Origin of the sequence: Pseudomonas sp. YH-1, assembly GCF_051990045.1 — a bacterium.
Taxonomy (GTDB): Bacteria; Pseudomonadota; Gammaproteobacteria; order Pseudomonadales; family Pseudomonadaceae; genus Pseudomonas; species Pseudomonas nicosulfuronedens.
Genome location: NZ_CP178184.1, coordinates 4,873,164 through 4,889,972 on the forward strand (window position 1 = coordinate 4,873,164; position 16,809 = coordinate 4,889,972).

Sequence of the window (16,809 nt, forward strand, 5' to 3'; positions counted from 1 at the left end):
GCGGTCTCCCCCGGAAGATCGCGGGAGTCTACGGCACTCCGCAAGCGCCGGATATTGGCCGCAGCAGAAATCCTCCGTACGCTTGACGGCCAGCCTGCACCGGCGAAAAACCACCGGCGAGCCGCAGACGCTCTAGATTGGACCTTGAGCAGTTTTCGTGGTCATCACGAAGGGGGAGGAAACCATGCCGGATCGGACCTTGCTACACCAGGAAGGCTATGCGTTGCTGCGCCAGGCGATCCCGGCCGCGCTGCTGCAGGAGCTGCGTGCAGCTTTCGACGCCAACGTCCTCCCCTCGGATCAATGGCCAGTGCCACGCGGGATGGACTGGCGCCACGCGCAGATGGATCTGGAGCCCGCCGTGCAGACTGTGTGCCGTCTGCCGCAACTGCTGTCGGCAGCGGGCACGCTGATCGGCGAGCGCTTCTTCATCGCCCAGGCCGAAGGGCGCGAACCGATGCCCGGCGGTGGCCATCAGCAACTGCACCGAGATCTGTCGGACCTTCGTCCGGGCGACATGGTCAGCGCCCTCGCCTTCCTCGATGACTTCTCATCAGACAATGGGGCCACTCGCGTCGTCCCCGGAAGCCATCGGCCCACCCCTGGCGAGCCGCCCTTCGACCCCCTCGACGAGTCCCCTACCCTGCAACTGAACGGCCAGGCCGGCGACATCCTGGTGTTCGACGTCGATCTGGTGCACGCCGGTAGCCTGAACATCAACGGCGCACGCCGCCGCACGATCCTGATCAGCTACCGAGCCGAGCCACTCTACGCAGCGCATCTGCAAACGCTGGCGCTACGTAACGTGCGGATGAGCACGGATGAACGTTTCGACCCACCGGACGCCGAACTTTTCGCGACGGGATGACGCTTACACAGCGATTGATTCCGTTGCTATGACTGGAGACCCACCCGCGCGTGACCAGGGGCAAGCATCCAGGCATTCAAACCCGTCCGATCCTCATGTTGATAGGCCAGCTGACCAGATGCCTTGTGGCAGGGTCGCCCCAGTGCCCGGCCATGTCGGCGGCGAAGTCGTGCAGCAGGTCTTCGCGCCCGGCCTCGCGGGCGCTGCGCACCGCCGACCAGGTGGAGACGTAGCCGAGGAATTCCTCGAGGTTCCACTCCAGGCGGATGGCGATATCCGGCCCCGGAAACTCGGCGAAGGGGAAATCGAGGGTGGCGTAGCCGCTGTCCACCAGCTTGCGCTCAGCCGGCCAGTAGGGGCCGATCTCCTGCCAGTAGAACTGCTCGAAGCGCTCGCCCAGCGCACCATCCAGCCGCAGCACGCCATAGCTGATCAGTGCCAGGATCGCGTTGGGCCCGGCGACTCGTCGCACCTCGGCATAGAACCTCGGCAGGTCGAACCAGTGCGCGGCCTGCGCGGCGGTAACCAGGCTGGCGCTGTGGTCGAGCAGCGGAAGGTCTTCTGCTGGCGCGCAGGCATAGTTGACGTTTTGTTGCGGTGCCGTGTGGGCGATCTGGTCCGCGCTGGGATCGAAGCCGACCACCGCATCGAAGTGCTCGGCCAGTAGCCGGGTCAGCTGGCCGTTACCACAGCCGACGTCGACAGCCAGCAATCGGTCGGGAGCCAACGAAGCGAGGTAGGAGGCGAGCTCCGTCGGGTACTCGGGGCGAAAACGTGCATACGCCTGGCCACCCTGGTCGAACCAGTTGCGCAGGTTGCTGGATGGATAGCTCATGGCCGGCGGTTCCTATCCTGAAGACGTGCTTTACGCGAATGTAATGCGCAAGCCGGCTCAACGGCCAGAGCCATGCAGGCAGGCCGGCCGGCCAGGGTTGTGCCCTGCCCGGCCCGCTGCGTGGTCAGACCTGAGCCATGCCGCCATCGACGAACAGTTCGACGCCGTTGATGAAGCTGGCCGAGTCCGACGCCAGGAAGACCACCGCCTTGCCGATCTCCCGCGGCTCGCCCAGGCGGCCCAGCGGCACCTGGCTGGCCAGCGCGTCGAACAGGCCCTGGCGTGCTTCCTCGGGCACCAGGTCGCCTAGGCCGGGCGTGCGCACCGGGCCGGGGCTGACGACATTGACGCGGATGCCACGGTCTTTCAGGTCCAGCGCCCAGGAGCGGGCGAAGTTGCGCACGGCAGCCTTGCTCGCGCTGTAGACGCTGAAGTTGGCAGTGCCCTGGATCGAGGTGGTGGACGAGGTCAGGATCACCGACGCGCCCTCGCTCAGCAGTGGCAGTGCCTTCTGCACAGTGAACAGCACGCCGCGCACGTTGGTGCCGAAGATACGGTCGAAGTGTTCTTCGGTGATCGCGCCCAACGGCAGCATGTCGCCGCCACCGGCGTTGGCGAAGAGGATGTCCAGGCGACCGGCGGTCTTCGCGATCTGCGCATACACCGCATCGAGATCGGCGAGCACCGAGGCGTCGGCGCGGATGGCCGTGGCGGCCGGGCCGATGGCTTCCACGGCGGCATCCAGTTCGGCCTGGCGGCGGCCGGTGATGAACACTCGGGCGCCTTGGGCGGCGAGTTCCTGTGCGGCGCCGAGGCCGATGCCGGTGCTGCCGCCGGTGACCAGTGCAACTTTACCAGTGAGGGACCTGTTCATGATGAGCTCCTGAGCTTTCCGAGTTGAGGGTTCTGCCTCCTGGCCGGTATCTGGCGCGGCTTTGCGGTGAGGCATGGCGCTACTCTAGGGCCCGCCGATTAGCTGAAAAAGCGCATACAATGGAATGACTATCCATGTTCATGGATAATCAGGCGGTCCCGTCAAAGGAGTTCCCATGGATCAGCTCCAGGCCATCCGCGCCTTCGCTCGCGTGGTGGAAGCCGGCAACTTCACCCGCGCCGCCGACTCGCTGGACATGCCCAACGCTACCCTGAGCAAGCTGGTGCAGGAGCTGGAGGCGCACCTGGGCGTGCGCCTGCTGCAGCGCACCACGCGGCGCGTCACGGTGACGCCGGAAGGCCAGGACTATTACGCCAAGGCCAGCCGGGTGCTGCGTGACCTGGAAGACATCGATTCATCCTTCAACATCGCCCGCAGCAAGCCACGCGGCCACCTGCGCATCGACGTGGGCGGCTCGACCGCACGGGACGTACTGTTGCCTCTGCTGCCCGACTTCCTCGCGCGCTATCCGGATATCCGCATCGATCTGGGCGTGTCCGATCGCTCGGTGGACCTGATCGGCGACAACGTCGACTGTGTGATTCGCGGCGGTGCACTAGACGCCTCGTCGCTGGTGGCCCGTGGCATCGGCCATGCGACCATGGTCACCTGCGCCTCTTCGGAGTACCTGCGCCACAACGGTATCCCCGCCTACCCGGAGGAGTTGCGCAACGGCCACCGGCTGGTCAGCTACCTGTCGCCGCGGAATGGCCGGGCGGTGCCCTTCCGCTTCGAGCGCGACGGTGAGCGCAGCGAGCTGAAGATCGAGCACCGCATCGGCGTCAACGAGAGCAACGCGCACCTGGCCGCCTGCGTGGCCGGCCTGGGCATCATCCAGACGTTCTCCTACGCCGCCGGCGCCGCCCTGCGCGAGGGTTCACTGGTGGAGATTCTTGCGGACTGGCGTCCGGCGCCCTACCCCTTCCACGTCGTCTATCCGCACAACCGCTACGTGACGCACCGCCTGCGGGTATTCATCGACTGGCTGGTGGAGTGTTTCCCGAGCAAGGTTGCCGGGTAAGTACTCAGGGCTGCTTGTCGGCCAGCGCTTCGAGCAGATCGGCCGATGGCACGAAGAACAGGCTACCGGTTACCGCCTTGCTGTAGTCCAGCAGACGGTCGTAGTTGCCGGCCGGGCGGCCGACGAACATGTTCTCCAGCATTTCCTCCACCGGTGCCGGCGAGCGCGCGTAACCGATGAAGTAGGTGCCGAATTCCCCCGCGCCGGGCCTGCCGAATGGCATGTTATCGCGCAGGATCTTCACCTCCTGGCCGTCCTTCTCCAGGGTGGTCAGCGAACTGTGCGAGCAGCTCGGCTTCACGTCGTCGCCCAATTCGATATCGGCCAGCTTGGTGCGCCCGATGATGCGTTCCTGGGCCTCGGTGGAGAGCTGGTTCCAGCCGGCCATGTCGTGCAGGTATTTCTGCACCAGCACGTAGCTGCCTCCGGCGAATTCCGCGTCCTCGTCGCCGATCAGGGTGAAGTGCGGCACCTCGCGGCCTTCCGGATTCTCGGTACCGTCGACGAAGCCGATGATGCTGCGCATGTCGAAGTAGCGGAAACCCTGCACCTCATCGACCACCGTGACCGCATCGCCCAGGCGCGCGACCAGTTGCGATGCCAGTTCGAAGCAGAGGTCCATCTGCTCGGCGCGGATGTGCAGCAGCAGGTCCCCCGGTGTGGAAACCGCGACGCGCTCGCCGCTGCCGATCTCGCGGAAGGCATGCAGGGAAGCCGGGCGCGGAGCGCCGAACAGCGCGTCCCATGCCGCCGAGCCAAAGCCCACCACGCAGGAGAGGCTGCCCGTCGGTACACGCTTGCCCACTGAGCGCACCAGGGCGGAAACATCCTCGCAGAGCGAACGCACAGGGCTCCAGTCCTTGCCCGGCGTCAGGGTGGCGACGAGGAAGATCGCGCTGCGGGTGACCGGGCTGTCGACCGACTGGGGGACCGGGGATTCGTTGAGCATGGTTTCCATTCGCTGCCATCGAGATTGGGGGGATGAGGTTATCAAAGCAGGTCGCCGACAGCCGTGACAACGCTGGCGGCGAAAAAAGGGCCGGATCAGACCGGCCCTTCGGGAAGCGGAGGCCGCGTCGCGGATCTAGCGCATCGCCGCCAGCTTGATGCCGAAACCGAGCAGGCAGGCACCGGCCAGGCGCTCCAGCAGATTGGCCACGCGCGGATTGGCGCGCATGCGCTCGGCCAGCTTGTGGGTCAGCAGCACGGCTACCAGCCCATAGAGGAAGGTGACCACCGCCACGGTCGCCGCCATGAAGGCGAAGGTCACCAGCCCCTGGTGCTTCACCGGGTCGATGAACAGCGGCAGGAAGGCCATGTAGAACACGATGGCCTTGGGGTTGAGCAAGGTGATCAGCATGGTCTGGCGCAGGTAGTGGCCGCTGTCCATGCGACTCTGCCGCGGTGCGCCACCGGGCTTGCTCAGCAGCATGCGCAGGCCCAGCCACGCCAGGTAGGCCGCCCCCAGCCACTGCACCGCGTGGAAGGCCGTTGGGTAGGTGGCGAGCAGCGTCGCCACACCCGCCACCGCCATCCACAGCAATACCTGGTCGCCCAGGATCACTCCGCAGGTGGCGGCCAGCCCGGCACGAATACCGCCCTTGCCCGTCGCGGTAATGAGCGCGAAGTTGCCGGGGCCGGGGATGGCCAGGAGCACCACGAAGGCAATCAGGAAGGCGCCGTAATCGGTCACGCCGAACATGGGGGATCTCCTCTGGGCAGGACGAGGCAGTCAGAACGACGGGAGTCTATCACCCATGACTGTCCGAGGTGCGGCCCTTCGTGGCCTCACCCGGAGGGTCCATCGTCGGGGCGAGCCCAGGGTCGGAGAAGCCCGCAGGCCACCCGCAGGAAAGGGAGCCATGAAAGCGCCCTACCTCAACGGGCTCGTCGCGTCGGTCAGAAGTTGTAGCTCACTGCTGCGGTGACGTTGCGCGAAGCGCCGTAGAACCCCGAACCGCCGCTGTAGAGGCTCATGAGGTACTTGCGGTTTGTGACGTTATTGAGGTTCAGCGAGGTGCTCCAATGCTTGTCGATGTCATAGCTGGCCATCAGGTCCACCAGGGCGTAGGCGTTCTGGCGGATACGGCTGTCATCGTCGAGCTGGATCGCACTCTGCCAGCTCACGCGGGTGCCGACCTTGGCCTGGGGCAGGCCCGGCAGCTGGTAGGTCAGGCTGCTGCGCACGCTGTGGGTGGGCACGTACTGGCGCGCCTCGTGGCCGTCCGGGTCCTCGATGTGCACGTAGGTATAGCCACCCTGCAATTGCAGGCCCGGCGCCAACTGGCCGCTGGCTTCCAGTTCGACGCCACGACTCTTGAAGTCTTCGCCTTGGTAGATGTACTGGCTGCCAAGCATGTCGCCGGTGGCTTCGGCGACGTTTTCCTGCTCGGTCTTGAACAGCGCGGCGGAGACGCTCAACTGATCATCCAGCAGGCTGCCCTTGATGCCGGTTTCGTAGCTGTGGCCCTCCAGCGGGTCGAGCACCTTGCCCTGCGCGTCGATCACGTACTGCGGGTTGAAGATCTTGGTGTAGCTAGCGTACAGCGAGTACTGGTCGTTGAGGTCGTAGACCACGCCGGTGTAAGGCGTCACCTTGCCGTGGATGCGCACGTCGCGTGCCGAGCCGTAGTCGCTGCCATCACTGTCGACACTGAGCATGCGCGCGCCAACGATCCAGTGCAGCCGATCGGTGAAGTTGAAGCGGGTACCGGCATAGACACTCTTCTGGCGGTCGGTGAAGTCGGCAAACTCGTTGCTGTCGTTGGTGTAGGTCAGGCTCGGCTTGGGCACGTGGCCGCCGAGGGTCTGCTCGAGGTCGGCGGGCATCATCTCGTCCTCGCTGTTGTACCAGCCGCGGTCGTGGTGGCGCGAGCGGCCGTAGTCCACCCCCAGCGTCAGGTCGTGCTGGCGACCGCCCAGGCTGAACGGGCCGCTGACCTGCGCCTCGCCCAGCAACTGCTTCTCGCTGGAATGGCTGTGGCTGGGGTCGGCCATCCACGGGGTGTCTTCGTCGTAAGCCATCAGGTAGTACATGTTGGCCTGCTGGTTCTGCTCCACGGCGGTGACGTTGAGCTTGCCCTTCCAGCCATCGCCAAAATCGTGGGTCAGTTCGGCGAAGGCGCGTTGGGTATGCACGTCCCAGTAGCTCCAGTCCTGGCCGATGTTCGAGCCACGACGGCTGTAGTGGATCGGTTCGCCGTTGTAATCGGTCAGCGGCAGGCCGCCCCAGCTGCTGCCGTTGGAGTTGCTCTTGTTGTCGGAGAAGCCGACGGTCAGGGTATCCGCGTCGGTCAGGTCGAAAGCGAGCATGCCACTGAGTACGTTCTGCTCATGGGAGTAGCGGTCCAGGTAAGAGTCGCCCACTTCGTTCGCGTAGATGAAACGCCCGCGCACGTTGCCGCTATCGGTCAGCGGGCCGGAAACGTCGAGGTCGACCCGGCGCGTATCCCACGAGCCGGCCGAGACCTTCACCTGGGCGTAGGGCTGGTAGGTCGGACGCTTGCGGATGAAGTTGACCGTGGCGGAAGGGTTGCCGGTGCCGCTCATCAGGCCGTTGGCGCCGTGGAGGATGTCGACCTGCTCGTACTCGGCCATGTCCAGGTCGCCGCTGAGCAGGCCGGCGCTGAACGGCGAGCCGATGCCGTCGTACTCGAAGTTGTTGATGTCGAAGCCGCGCGAGGTGAAGTTGGTGCGGTCGGTCTCGTACTGCTCGACAGTCACTGACGGCGCGCTGCGCAGGGCATCCTTCACGCTGTTGAGGTTGAAGTCGTCGAGCTGCTCGCGGGACAGGGTCGTGACCCCTTGCGGCGTCTCGCGCGGGGTCAGGCCCAGGCGCGTGGTGCTGGTATCGGCGAGCTGCTGGTAGCCGGTGGGCGAGCCGGCGCTGCCGGCATCTGCCTGGATGACGGTCTCAGGCATCGCCAGGGTATCGCGGTGCTTGCCCACGACCGTGTCGGCCGGCAGTTCCAGCGCGCCAGTGCTGATGTCCTGCAGCGCATAGATACCCTCTCCGCGCTCCACCAGTTGGTAACCGGTGCCTTGCAGCAGCCGGGCGAAACCTTGCTCGACGGTGAAGCGGCCCTTGATCCCGTCGCTGTTGCGGCCGGCCAGCCTGGCCGGATCGAACACCACCTGAACGCCGGCGTTGGCGGCGAAACGGGCCAGCACATCGCTCAGTGTTCCCGCGCCGATGGCGTAATCGCGCGCAGCTTCTGCGGCACTCACCTGCATAGGCACCAGCGGTAGCACGGCCAGGCCGGCACAGGCCAACGGTACCGAGCGGATCGCCGCCGCGAGAATCAGAAGAGGAAAACGACGATTGCCCGATTGCGCTCGGTAGTTCGATGCCATGCTCATTGCCATCCTTCAGGCCGCGCGATGCGCGGGTAGCTCACCCCTCCCAACGAGGCGTGTTCTCCCCTTTCCCGGACGAGAAGGAAAAAGTGCTCAGCGTGCGGGAAAATAATTTTCAGAGGGCCGCAACGCTCACCCAGTAGCGACTCACGCGGGACACCCGAACCGGCAACGTGCGCTCCAGAGCAGTCAGCGCCAGGTCGGTATCGACCAGCGACAGCGCCCCGGAGACTCGCAGATCAGCCACCTGCGGATCGCAACGCAACACACCATGGCGATAGCGTGACAGCTCCGCCAGTACGTCGACCAGGCGTAGATCGCGCGCCACCAGCATGCCCTGCTCCCAGAGCGCGGCACTGTCGTCCACCGCTGCAATGCGGCGCATGCCGTGGCTGTCGAACCAGGCCTGCTGGCCGGCCTCCAGAATCACCCGAGCACCGGACTGCGGACGGATTTCCACCCGCTGTTCGAACACCGCCACCTGGCACTGCTCCCCCAGTTGGCGGACGCTGAATCGGGTGCCCAGCGCCTCCACCCGGCCCTGAGCGACATCGACGAAGAACGGCCGACGCGGCGCCATCGAGTCGGCATGGGTAGTGATCAGCACCTCGCCGTTGCGAAGGTGCAGGCGGCGTTCATTCGGATCGAAACGGATATCCAGCGCGGAAGCGGTATTCAGCACCACACGGCTGCCGTCGCCCAGCGTCAGGGATTTACGCCCCCCCGTACCGGTGGAAGCATCGGCCATCCAGCCATCCCACGGTGCATGGCGCGCGGCCAGCCAGCCTGCCGGCCCAGCTACCAGCAAGGTGCCGAGCAAACGCACGGCGCGACGACGACTCATGCCCTTGAGGCCATCCAGCTGCCGCAGCGCCTGGCGCCCTACTTCGCCGGGCACCGCGTCGAAGGTACCGAACACCTGCTCGGCGCGGGACCAGGCCGCCCGGTGCGCCTCGCTCTGCCCGCGCCAGCGTTCGAAGGCTAGCCATTGGGCATCGCCGGCGGCTTCGAAGTGCAAGGTCACCACCCAGTCGGCGGCTTCCTCGAGCAGCTCCTCCGAGAGCTTCACCCTTCGCACGCCAGCATGCAGGCGACCAGCGCCTTCTGGATGTGCCGGCGCACGGTGATCAGCGCCATGCCGGTGCGCTCGGCTATATCCTTGAGCGTCAGCTCGTGGAACTGCGCCAGGAGGAACACCTCGCGTGTCTGTGCCGGCAGGCCATCGAGCATGGCATCGATACGCATCAGGGCATCGATAATCAGCCAGTGGGTCTCCGGCGACGGCACCAACGCTTCGGGCAGATGGGCGATGGCTTCGCGGTAGGCCCGCTCGACGTCCTGGCGACGCCAGAGGTCGATCACCAGGCCCTTGGCGACCTGCACCAGGTAACGCCGCGAGTCGTCCGGCTTAGGCGCCCGGCCGCTGGTGAGGATGCGCAAGTAGGTATCGTGGGCGATGTCCGCCGCATCCGGCGCGTTACCCAGACGCTGGCGCAACCAGCCGAACAGCCAGCCGTGATGGTCGCTGTACAGCTGCTGGAGGGCGACAGCCGGGGCGCGGAGAGGCAGGGCGGCAGAAGTCATGGGTGAATTTCCTTGGCACGAATGCCGGAAAATTGAAAATGAGAAAGCGTCTCATTTTATTTCAACCCATCAAGAAATCACAGTCCGCCACGGGTATCAGGTCAGACACATTCCCTCAGCCCAGCTTGCCAGCGGGAGCTCCCCGCCTTCGACCGACCAGCCGGGCACGCCCCACAGCTCCCGAAACAAGACCTTGAGTAAAACCCGGCAGGGGCGCAAAGGCTCCGGCCGGGCACTTGTCACCGCGTCACCGCCTTCAGAAGCCCGGACTGTAGCGCACGGTCAACATCAGGTTGCGCGGGTCGCCAAAACTGTTGGCCCCCCAACTGTTGCTGATGTTCTCGTAGTAGCGCTTGTCGAAGACGTTGTTCAGATTGGCCTGCAGCTGCCACTCCGTGGCCGGCTGGTACGCCAGCATGAGGTCGCTGACACTGTAGCCACCCTGCTTCACGCCGAAACTGGTGTAGGCGCTGCTCTGGGTGCGGAAGCCGCCGCCGACCGTCCAGCGCTCCAGTTCGCCGGGCAGTCGATAAGTGGTGAAGACCTTGAACAGGTTGTAGGGCGTGTCGCTGTCAAAGCGCTCGCCCTTCTCTGCCGAGTCGCTGGACTTGGTGTACTCGGCTCCGACGTAGGTGTAGCCGGCGGACATCTGCCAGCCCGGCGCCAGTTCACCGCCCACTTCCAGCTCGACGCCCCGGGTACGTACTTCGCCGCTGGCCTCGTAGCAGGCGTTGACTCCCGGCGCGCATTGCGCGGACGGCAGCGACTTGGCGAGGTTCTCCTGCACCAGCTGGAACAGTGCTGCGCTGGCATTGAGCGCCCCGCCGAAATACTCGCCCTTGATACCGGTTTCATAGTTGGTGCCGGTCACCGGCTCCAGCAGGCTGCCGCTCGCGCTCTGGGCGGCCTGGGGTTTGAAGATGCGGGTCCAGCTGGCGTAGACCGAATAGGTGTCGTCCAGGTCGTAGATGACCCCGGCATAGGGGGTGTACTCGCGAGTCGCCTTGTAGTCATCACCGAAGCTGTATTCGCCCGAATGGGTGAGCTGTTCGTACTCGTACCAGTCCAGGCGCGAGCCGAGGATCAGGTGCAGGTCATCGCGCAGGTTGAAGCGAGCCGTGGCGTAGGTGCTCGACTGCTGCTCGTGGCCATCGCGCGACCAGTTGTTGTCGATGGCCGGCTTGGGATAGGCCTTGGGGTCGAAGTGCTGCGGATCGACGATCACGTCCGAGTCAATGCCCGGGCCACCAGGACCATCATCGGTCTCGTCACGTCGCCAACTGGCGCCGACCACCAGTTCGTGGGTCGCGCCGAACAGGCTGAAGGGACCGCTGGCGTAGGTATCGACACTCTTCTGGGTGTGCTGGTAGGTGTAGCGGCCGATGTTCAGGTGGTAGGCGTCGTTCTCGTCGGTGTAGAGGCTGCCGCCGAGCATGTCCATGTCGCCGCGCAGCCAGGTCGCGTTGAGGCGCAGCTTCCAGTCATTGTCGAAACGATGCTCGACTTCGGCGAAAGCACTGCGGTTTTCCTTGTCCCAGTAGGTCCAGTCCGGCGCCGTGCGCGCGGAGCGGGAGAAGTCGAAGAAGCTGCCATCGGGTCGCGTGGGCAGACCATTCCAGTCGGCACCGGGATTGTCCTCGCGGTTGTACCAGGCCCCCAGCGTGAGGGTCGTGGCCTCGTTCAGGTCGTATTCGCCAATCCCGTAGAACAACTGGCGCTGGTTGCCATAGGCGTCGACGAAGCTGTTGCGATCCTGGTAGGCGCCGACGAACCGACCGCGCAAGTCGCCGCTGTCACTCAGCTTGCCGCTGACATCGACCTCGCCCCGGTAATCGTCCCAGCGTCCGACGCTGCCGGTGAGGGTCAGTTGCGGCGCCAAGGTCGGGCGCTTGCGCACCAGGTTGAGGGTGCCCGACGGGTTGCCCGCACCGACCATCAGGCCGGATGCGCCGCGCACCACTTCCACGTGGTCATACATGGCCAGCGTCGAAGTGCCGAGGGTGTCGCTGTCATACGCCACCGGCAGGCCGTCGATCATGATGCTGTCGATGGCCGCGCCACGGGAATAGAACTCCGGACGCTCGCCCCCGGTCTTGCGCAGGGTCAGGCCCGGCGTATAGGTGGCGATGTCTTCCAGCTTCTGCAGGTTCTGGTCGTCCATGCGTTGGCGACTGACCACGGTGACCGACTGCGGTGTTTCCCGCAACGAAGTGGCCAGCTTGGTGCCCACGCTCATGTTTCCGGTGGTGTAGGAGCCGCTGTGCTCGGTGACTTCGCCCAACGCCCTCCCCAGCACCTGGGTCGAATCCATCTCCAGCACCGCATCCGACTGAGGCGCGGCCACCAGGAAGCTGCCATCGGCGGTCTGTTCCAGTCGCAGCCGGGTTCCCCGCAGCAATTGCCGCAGGGCCTGCTGCACACTCAGCTCGCCATCGAGCGCCGGTGCCTGCAGCCCGGCGGCGGCATCGGTGGCAAACAGGATGCGAGTGCCGGTCTGCCGCGCCAGCTCGTTGAGCGCCCTGTCCAGTGGTTGCGCCGGCAGCGAAAGCGCGTGGCGCACTTCCTGCGCGTGCAGGGTGGAGGCCAGCAACAGGCCGCCGGCCAGTAGCGAAAGGCGCGCGAAACCGCAGCGGCGCGAGGGTACTTTAGTGTCCATTCAACTCCCCAGTGACACGATCAAATGACGTTCACAGGGATAGGCGGATGGCGAACCTGAATAGGTGACGTCGCGTCGCAACTTTTTTTCCGATCAGCGCGCACTGACCTCGACGCTGCCGTCCGGCTGTCGACTCACCCTCACTGGCAGGATCGACGGCAGCAGATCGATCAGCGATTCCACCGCCCGGCTGTCGAACTCGCCCGACACACGCAGGCCGGCCACCCGTGGATCGCCCAGGCGGATCGGTGCCGCGCGGTAACGCTGGATATCCGCCAGCACATCCTGCAAGGGCGTGCCGTCGAAACTGAGCTTGCCGTGCTGCCAGGCGATGGCACGCGCCGCGTCTGCCGTCTGCACCTGCCCCAGGCTCGAACGGGTGGCATTGATCTGCTGCCCCACCTCCAGACGCTGCTCCGGTGAACTCGAGCTGGATACTGCGACGGTGCCTTCGAGTACCGTCACCGAGACACCGCGCCGGTCGCTGCGCACGTTGAAGGCCGTACCGATATCCCGGACGGAAACGCCCTGGCTGCGCACGGTGAATGGCTTCGGCCCATGTGCCACGGTGAAGGTCGCCTCCCCTTCCACCAGCTCGATCTGCCGGCTACGCAAGCGACTCTCGACGTGCAGGGTGGTGGCGCTGTTGAGCACGACCCGGCTGCCGTCTGCCAACCGCAGGCTCTCGCTCTGCCCGACCGACGTGCGCAACTCTTCGCTGCGCCAGGCCGGGTCGGCGAACCACAGCCCCACACCCAGCGCCAGCACGGAAAGACTCCCCGACACAGCCTGCTTGCGCCGACGCTGCTGCGCACTGAAGGCCTTGGCTTCGGCGAGTAGCTCACTGCGCGAAGGCACGCGCGCCTTGAGCGCCTGCTCGAAGGGCTCCAGCGGATCGCTGGCCTGGGGATTGTGCGGCGGCTCCTTGCGCATCATCGACCCGCCAGCGCTCGCCGCGCCGGCTCCCAATCGCGGGCGATCGCAGCCATGGCGCGGGAAAGATGCTTGCCGACCATGTTCAGGGTGATGCCCAGTTCGCGGGCAATGTCCTGGCGGGGCATGTCATGGATGCGATGCAGCAGGAAGATCTGGCGCGCTCGCGCGGGCAGCGCCTCGATGATCGCGACCAACGCTTCCAACTGCTGCTCGAAGTCCAGCGCGCAGGCGCCATCCACCTCATGCACGTGCCAATCGGGCACCTCGGCGGACAACTCGAAATACGCGTTGCGGGTATGGTCCGCCCGGCTGCGATCGATGGCCTTGTTGAAAGAGGCGCGGCGCAGGAACGCCAGCGGCAACTTGATGGGCTCCTTTGGCGGTTTCTCCATCACCTGGACGCAGACGTCATGCACCACGTCGCGCGCGAACTGGCTGCCCTGAAAACGGCGGCGAATGTACTCGACGAGATCGTCGTAGTGCAGCGCCAGCGCGCCAATCAGCTCCGCGCCTGGAGGTACCCGGGTCATTGCATCCATTGCCACTAAATGAGATTGCGTCGCATTATATACAGCTCATCTCAAATGGCTAGCAGTGGCTGGCTGGAGCGCATGGGGCCAAATCCCCACGCTCGGACGCGACCTCAAGAGACAGCGTTTAGCGGACGCTCCAGCCCAGTGAGCTTGTCAGAATATATGGAAATACGTATATTCGATTTTCCATATGCAATGGTCACCCCATGATTACTCCACCCGAAGTCTTCAAGAGCCTGGCCGACGAGACTCGCGCTCGCGCCACCCTGCTCATCGCAAGCCTCGGCGAGCTCTGTGTCTGCGAGCTGATGTGCGCCCTGGACGACAGCCAACCGAAGATCAGCCGCCACCTGGCACAACTGCGCGGTAGCGGCCTGCTGCTCGATCGCCGCCAGGGCCAGTGGGTGTATTACCGCCTCAATCCCGAACTGCCTGCCTGGGTACACGAGATGCTGCAGGTTACCCTGCTGGCCAACGCGCAATGGTTGGCCGACAACACCCTCCGCCTGCAGAACATGGACGGCCGCCCCGTCCGTGACGCCGCCTGCTGCTGATCCTTTCCTAGCGAGTATCCAATGCTGGTCGCCGTTGCTGTCTTCGTCTTCACCCTCGCTCTGGTCATCTGGCAACCCAAGGGCCTTGGCGTCGGCTGGAGCGCGGCCCTGGGGGCAATCATCGCCCTGGCTGCCGGGGCGGTTTTCCTGCACGACATCCCGACCGTGTGGGCCATCGTCTGGAATGCCACCGCCACCTTCATCGCCGTCATCATCATCAGCCTGCTGCTGGATGAGGCCGGCTTCTTCGAGTGGGCGGCGCTGCATGTGGCGCGCTGGGCAAACGGCAGCGGTTATCGCCTGTTCGCCTTCTGCGTGCTGCTCGGGGCGGCCGTCTCGGCGCTCTTCGCCAACGATGGGGCTGCACTGATCCTTACCCCCATCGTCATGTCGATGCTCCTCGCCCTGCGCTTTTCACCCGCGGCGACCCTGGCCTTCGTCATGGCCGCCGGCTTCATCGCCGACACCGCCAGCCTGCCACTGGTGGTCTCCAACCTGGTGAACATCGTCTCGGCCGACTACTTCGACCTGGGCTTCGCCGAATACGCCTCGGTGATGGTGCCAGTGAACCTCGCCAGCGTTGCCGCGACGCTGCTGGTTCTGTTCCTGTTCTTCCGCCGCGATATTCCGAAGCAGTACGCGCTCGATGCACTGAAGGAGCCGAAGGCCGCCATTCACGATCGCGCCACCTTCGTGGTCGGCTGGTGGACGCTGCTGGTGCTGTTGATCGGGCTGTTCGCCGTGGAGCCGCTGGGCGTACCGGTCAGCGCCGTGGCTGCTGCCTGCGCGGCGATCCTGTTTACCGTCGCCGCGCGCGGGCACCGCATCTCCACCCGCCGAGTGCTGCGCGAAGCACCCTGGCAGGTGGTGATCTTCTCCCTCGGCATGTACCTGGTGGTGTACGGACTGAAGAATGCCGGCCTCACGGACTTCCTCACCCACCTGCTCGACCGTCTTGCCGGGCAGGGCCTGTGGAGCGCCGCCATCGGCACCGGCCTGCTCTCGGCGCTGCTGTCCTCGGTGATGAACAACATGCCCAGCGTGCTGGTGGGCGCCCTGTCGATCCAGGCCAGCGGCGCGGAAGGTCTGGTGCGCGAGGCGATGATCTACGCCAACGTGATCGGCTGTGACCTCGGCCCGAAGATCACTCCCATCGGCAGCCTTGCCACCTTGCTCTGGCTCCATGTGCTGGAGCGCAAGGGCTTGCGCATCACCTGGGGTTACTACTTCAAGGTCGGCATCCTCCTGACCCTGCCCGTCCTGCTGATCACCCTTTCGGCCCTGGCCCTGCGCCTGAGCCTCTGACATCCGCCTTGAGCGGAGGAGCTCTCCATGCGAGTCCTGTTCATGTGCACGGCCAACAGTTGCCGCAGCATCCTGTCCGAAGCGCTGTTCAACCACCTGGCGCCGGAAGGCTTCGAGGCGATCAGCTCCGGGAGCTTCCCCAGGGGCCAGGTACTGCCCCGCAGCCTCACCACCCTGGAGCAAGCCGGTATCTCCACTGCGGGCCTGAGCAGCAAAGGCAACGACGCCTTCGAAGGCAGCCCGCCGGACATCGTCATCACCGTCTGCGACAAGGCCGCCGGCGAAGCCTGCCCGGTGTACTTCGGTCCCGCGCTGAAATCCCACTGGGGACTGGAAGACCCTTCCGAAGCGATGGGCGACGAGGCTGCCGTCAACGCCGCCTTCCGCGCCACGCTGGCCCGCATCGAGCAGCGCTGCAAAGCCTTCCTCGCCCTCTCCTTCGACACCCTCACCCGCGACGAGCTCAAGCGCGAGCTGGATCGCATCGGCTCGCTCTGAGCAGGAGGAAACATGTCCGATCAACTGCCCAACCTCGACCTTTCGCTGTTCGACCAGCCGCCAGCCGCAACTCGTACCAGCGACCACAAACCACGCATCCTGCTGATGTACGGATCGACCCGTGAGCGCTCCTTCAGCCGCCTGCTGGTGGAGGAAGCCGCGCGCCTGCTGGAACACTTCGGCGCCGAGACGCGCCTCTTCAATCCTTCGGGCCTGCCGCTACCTGACGACGTGCCGGTGGAGCATCCCAAGGTGCAGGAACTGCGCGATCTGGTGCTGTGGTCGGAAGGCCAGGTGTGGTGCTCGCCGGAACGCCACGGAGCACTATCGGCCGTGTTCAAGGCGCAGATCGACTGGATTCCCCTGGCACTCGGCGCTGTCCGCCCAACGCAGGGCAAGACGCTGGCAGTAATGCAGGTTTGCGGCGGCTCGCAGTCGTTCAACGTGGTCAACCAGCTGCGCGTGCTCGGACGCTGGATGCGCATGTTCACCATCCCCAACCAGTCCTCGGTCCCCAAGGCCTACCTGGAGTTCGACGACGCCGGTCGCATGAAGCCTTCGGCGTACTACGATCGTGTGGTCGACGTCATGGAGGAACTGGTGAAGTTCACCCGGCTACTGCGGGATCGCCAGGACTTCCTGGTGGACCGTTATTCCGAGCGCAAGGAAAGCGCCGAGCAGCTCTCCGCCCGCGTGAACCAGCGCTCGATCTGAAGGCTACCTGCTCGA

At 65.3% G+C, this 16,809-nt stretch carries 16 protein-coding genes; 6 read left to right on the forward strand and 10 right to left on the reverse strand.

The genetic code is table 11. The features are described from left to right. Positions 1-184 precede the first annotated feature (184 nt). A complete protein-coding gene (locus ACKI1H_RS22220; RefSeq protein ID WP_138521001.1) occupies positions 185-868 on the forward strand; it encodes a phytanoyl-CoA dioxygenase family protein in 684 nt (227 codons plus the stop codon). A gap of 76 nt (positions 869-944) precedes the next feature. Here the strand turns inward: ACKI1H_RS22220 and ACKI1H_RS22225 are convergent, their stop codons facing one another. Together ACKI1H_RS22225 and ACKI1H_RS22230 are read right to left on the reverse strand one after the other, a co-directional pair. Continuing rightward, positions 945-1,703, reverse strand: a complete 759-nt coding sequence (locus ACKI1H_RS22225; RefSeq protein ID WP_440466345.1) for a class I SAM-dependent methyltransferase — start codon at positions 1,701-1,703, stop codon at positions 945-947. Positions 1,704-1,827: 124 nt separating this feature from the next. Beyond that, complete coding sequence (locus ACKI1H_RS22230) at positions 1,828-2,577, reverse strand: glucose 1-dehydrogenase (RefSeq protein WP_138521003.1); 750 nt, start codon at positions 2,575-2,577, stop codon at positions 1,828-1,830. A gap of 175 nt (positions 2,578-2,752) precedes the next feature. On the opposite strand from ACKI1H_RS22230, the gene ACKI1H_RS22235 reads away from it, so the two are divergent. Continuing rightward, positions 2,753-3,658 (forward strand): LysR family transcriptional regulator, encoded by a 906-nt coding sequence (locus tag ACKI1H_RS22235; protein WP_440466346.1) that lies wholly within the window; start codon positions 2,753-2,755, stop codon positions 3,656-3,658. Positions 3,659-3,662: 4 nt separating this feature from the next. Here the strand turns inward: ACKI1H_RS22235 and ACKI1H_RS22240 are convergent, their stop codons facing one another. The 8 genes from ACKI1H_RS22240 to ACKI1H_RS22275 form a co-directional block, all read right to left on the reverse strand. Next, on the reverse strand, positions 3,663-4,607 hold the full coding sequence (locus tag ACKI1H_RS22240; protein WP_440466347.1) for a Dyp-type peroxidase: 945 nt from the start codon (positions 4,605-4,607) through the stop codon (positions 3,663-3,665). Positions 4,608-4,742: 135 nt separating this feature from the next. Further along, entirely contained in the window at positions 4,743-5,360 is a 618-nt protein-coding gene (locus ACKI1H_RS22245) for a LysE family transporter (RefSeq protein ID WP_440466348.1), read from the reverse strand. 197 nt (positions 5,361-5,557) lie between these two features. Beyond that, on the reverse strand, positions 5,558-8,011 hold the full coding sequence (locus ACKI1H_RS22250) for a TonB-dependent siderophore receptor (RefSeq protein WP_440466349.1): 2,454 nt from the start codon (positions 8,009-8,011) through the stop codon (positions 5,558-5,560). Between the two features lie 118 nt (positions 8,012-8,129). After that, complete coding sequence (locus ACKI1H_RS22255) at positions 8,130-9,083, reverse strand: FecR domain-containing protein (protein ID WP_440466350.1); 954 nt, start codon at positions 9,081-9,083, stop codon at positions 8,130-8,132. Continuing rightward, complete coding sequence (locus tag ACKI1H_RS22260) at positions 9,080-9,598, reverse strand: sigma-70 family RNA polymerase sigma factor (RefSeq protein WP_138521008.1); 519 nt, start codon at positions 9,596-9,598, stop codon at positions 9,080-9,082. Before ACKI1H_RS22260 ends, ACKI1H_RS22255 begins: the two co-directional genes overlap by 4 nt. A 256-nt stretch (positions 9,599-9,854) precedes the next feature. Then, positions 9,855-12,254 (reverse strand): TonB-dependent siderophore receptor, encoded by a 2,400-nt coding sequence (locus ACKI1H_RS22265; RefSeq protein ID WP_440466351.1) that lies wholly within the window; start codon positions 12,252-12,254, stop codon positions 9,855-9,857. A gap of 93 nt (positions 12,255-12,347) precedes the next feature. Next, positions 12,348-13,190, reverse strand: coding sequence for a FecR family protein (locus ACKI1H_RS22270; RefSeq protein WP_440466352.1), 843 nt, complete (start codon positions 13,188-13,190; stop codon positions 12,348-12,350). Continuing rightward, complete coding sequence (locus tag ACKI1H_RS22275) at positions 13,187-13,720, reverse strand: sigma-70 family RNA polymerase sigma factor (protein WP_171049461.1); 534 nt, start codon at positions 13,718-13,720, stop codon at positions 13,187-13,189. Before ACKI1H_RS22275 ends, ACKI1H_RS22270 begins: the two co-directional genes overlap by 4 nt. A gap of 209 nt (positions 13,721-13,929) precedes the next feature. On the opposite strand from ACKI1H_RS22275, the gene ACKI1H_RS22280 reads away from it, so the two are divergent. From ACKI1H_RS22280 to arsH, 4 genes are read left to right on the forward strand one after another with little or no spacing between them, the layout of a single operon-like run. After that, positions 13,930-14,277 (forward strand): metalloregulator ArsR/SmtB family transcription factor, encoded by a 348-nt coding sequence (locus tag ACKI1H_RS22280; RefSeq protein WP_440466353.1) that lies wholly within the window; start codon positions 13,930-13,932, stop codon positions 14,275-14,277. Positions 14,278-14,298: 21 nt separating this feature from the next. Further along, positions 14,299-15,582 carry an arsenic transporter gene (locus ACKI1H_RS22285; RefSeq protein ID WP_440466354.1) on the forward strand — a complete coding sequence of 428 codons (1,284 nt, stop codon included), beginning with the start codon at positions 14,299-14,301 and terminating at the stop codon, positions 15,580-15,582. Positions 15,583-15,609: 27 nt separating this feature from the next. Then, the gene (locus tag ACKI1H_RS22290; RefSeq protein WP_138521012.1) at positions 15,610-16,080 is read left to right on the forward strand and encodes an arsenate reductase ArsC; all 471 of its coding nucleotides are present in this window, start codon (positions 15,610-15,612) and stop codon (positions 16,078-16,080) included. A gap of 12 nt (positions 16,081-16,092) precedes the next feature. Then, positions 16,093-16,794, forward strand: coding sequence for an arsenical resistance protein ArsH (gene arsH, locus ACKI1H_RS22295; RefSeq protein ID WP_440466355.1), 702 nt, complete (start codon positions 16,093-16,095; stop codon positions 16,792-16,794). Positions 16,795-16,809: the final 15 nt, after the last annotated feature.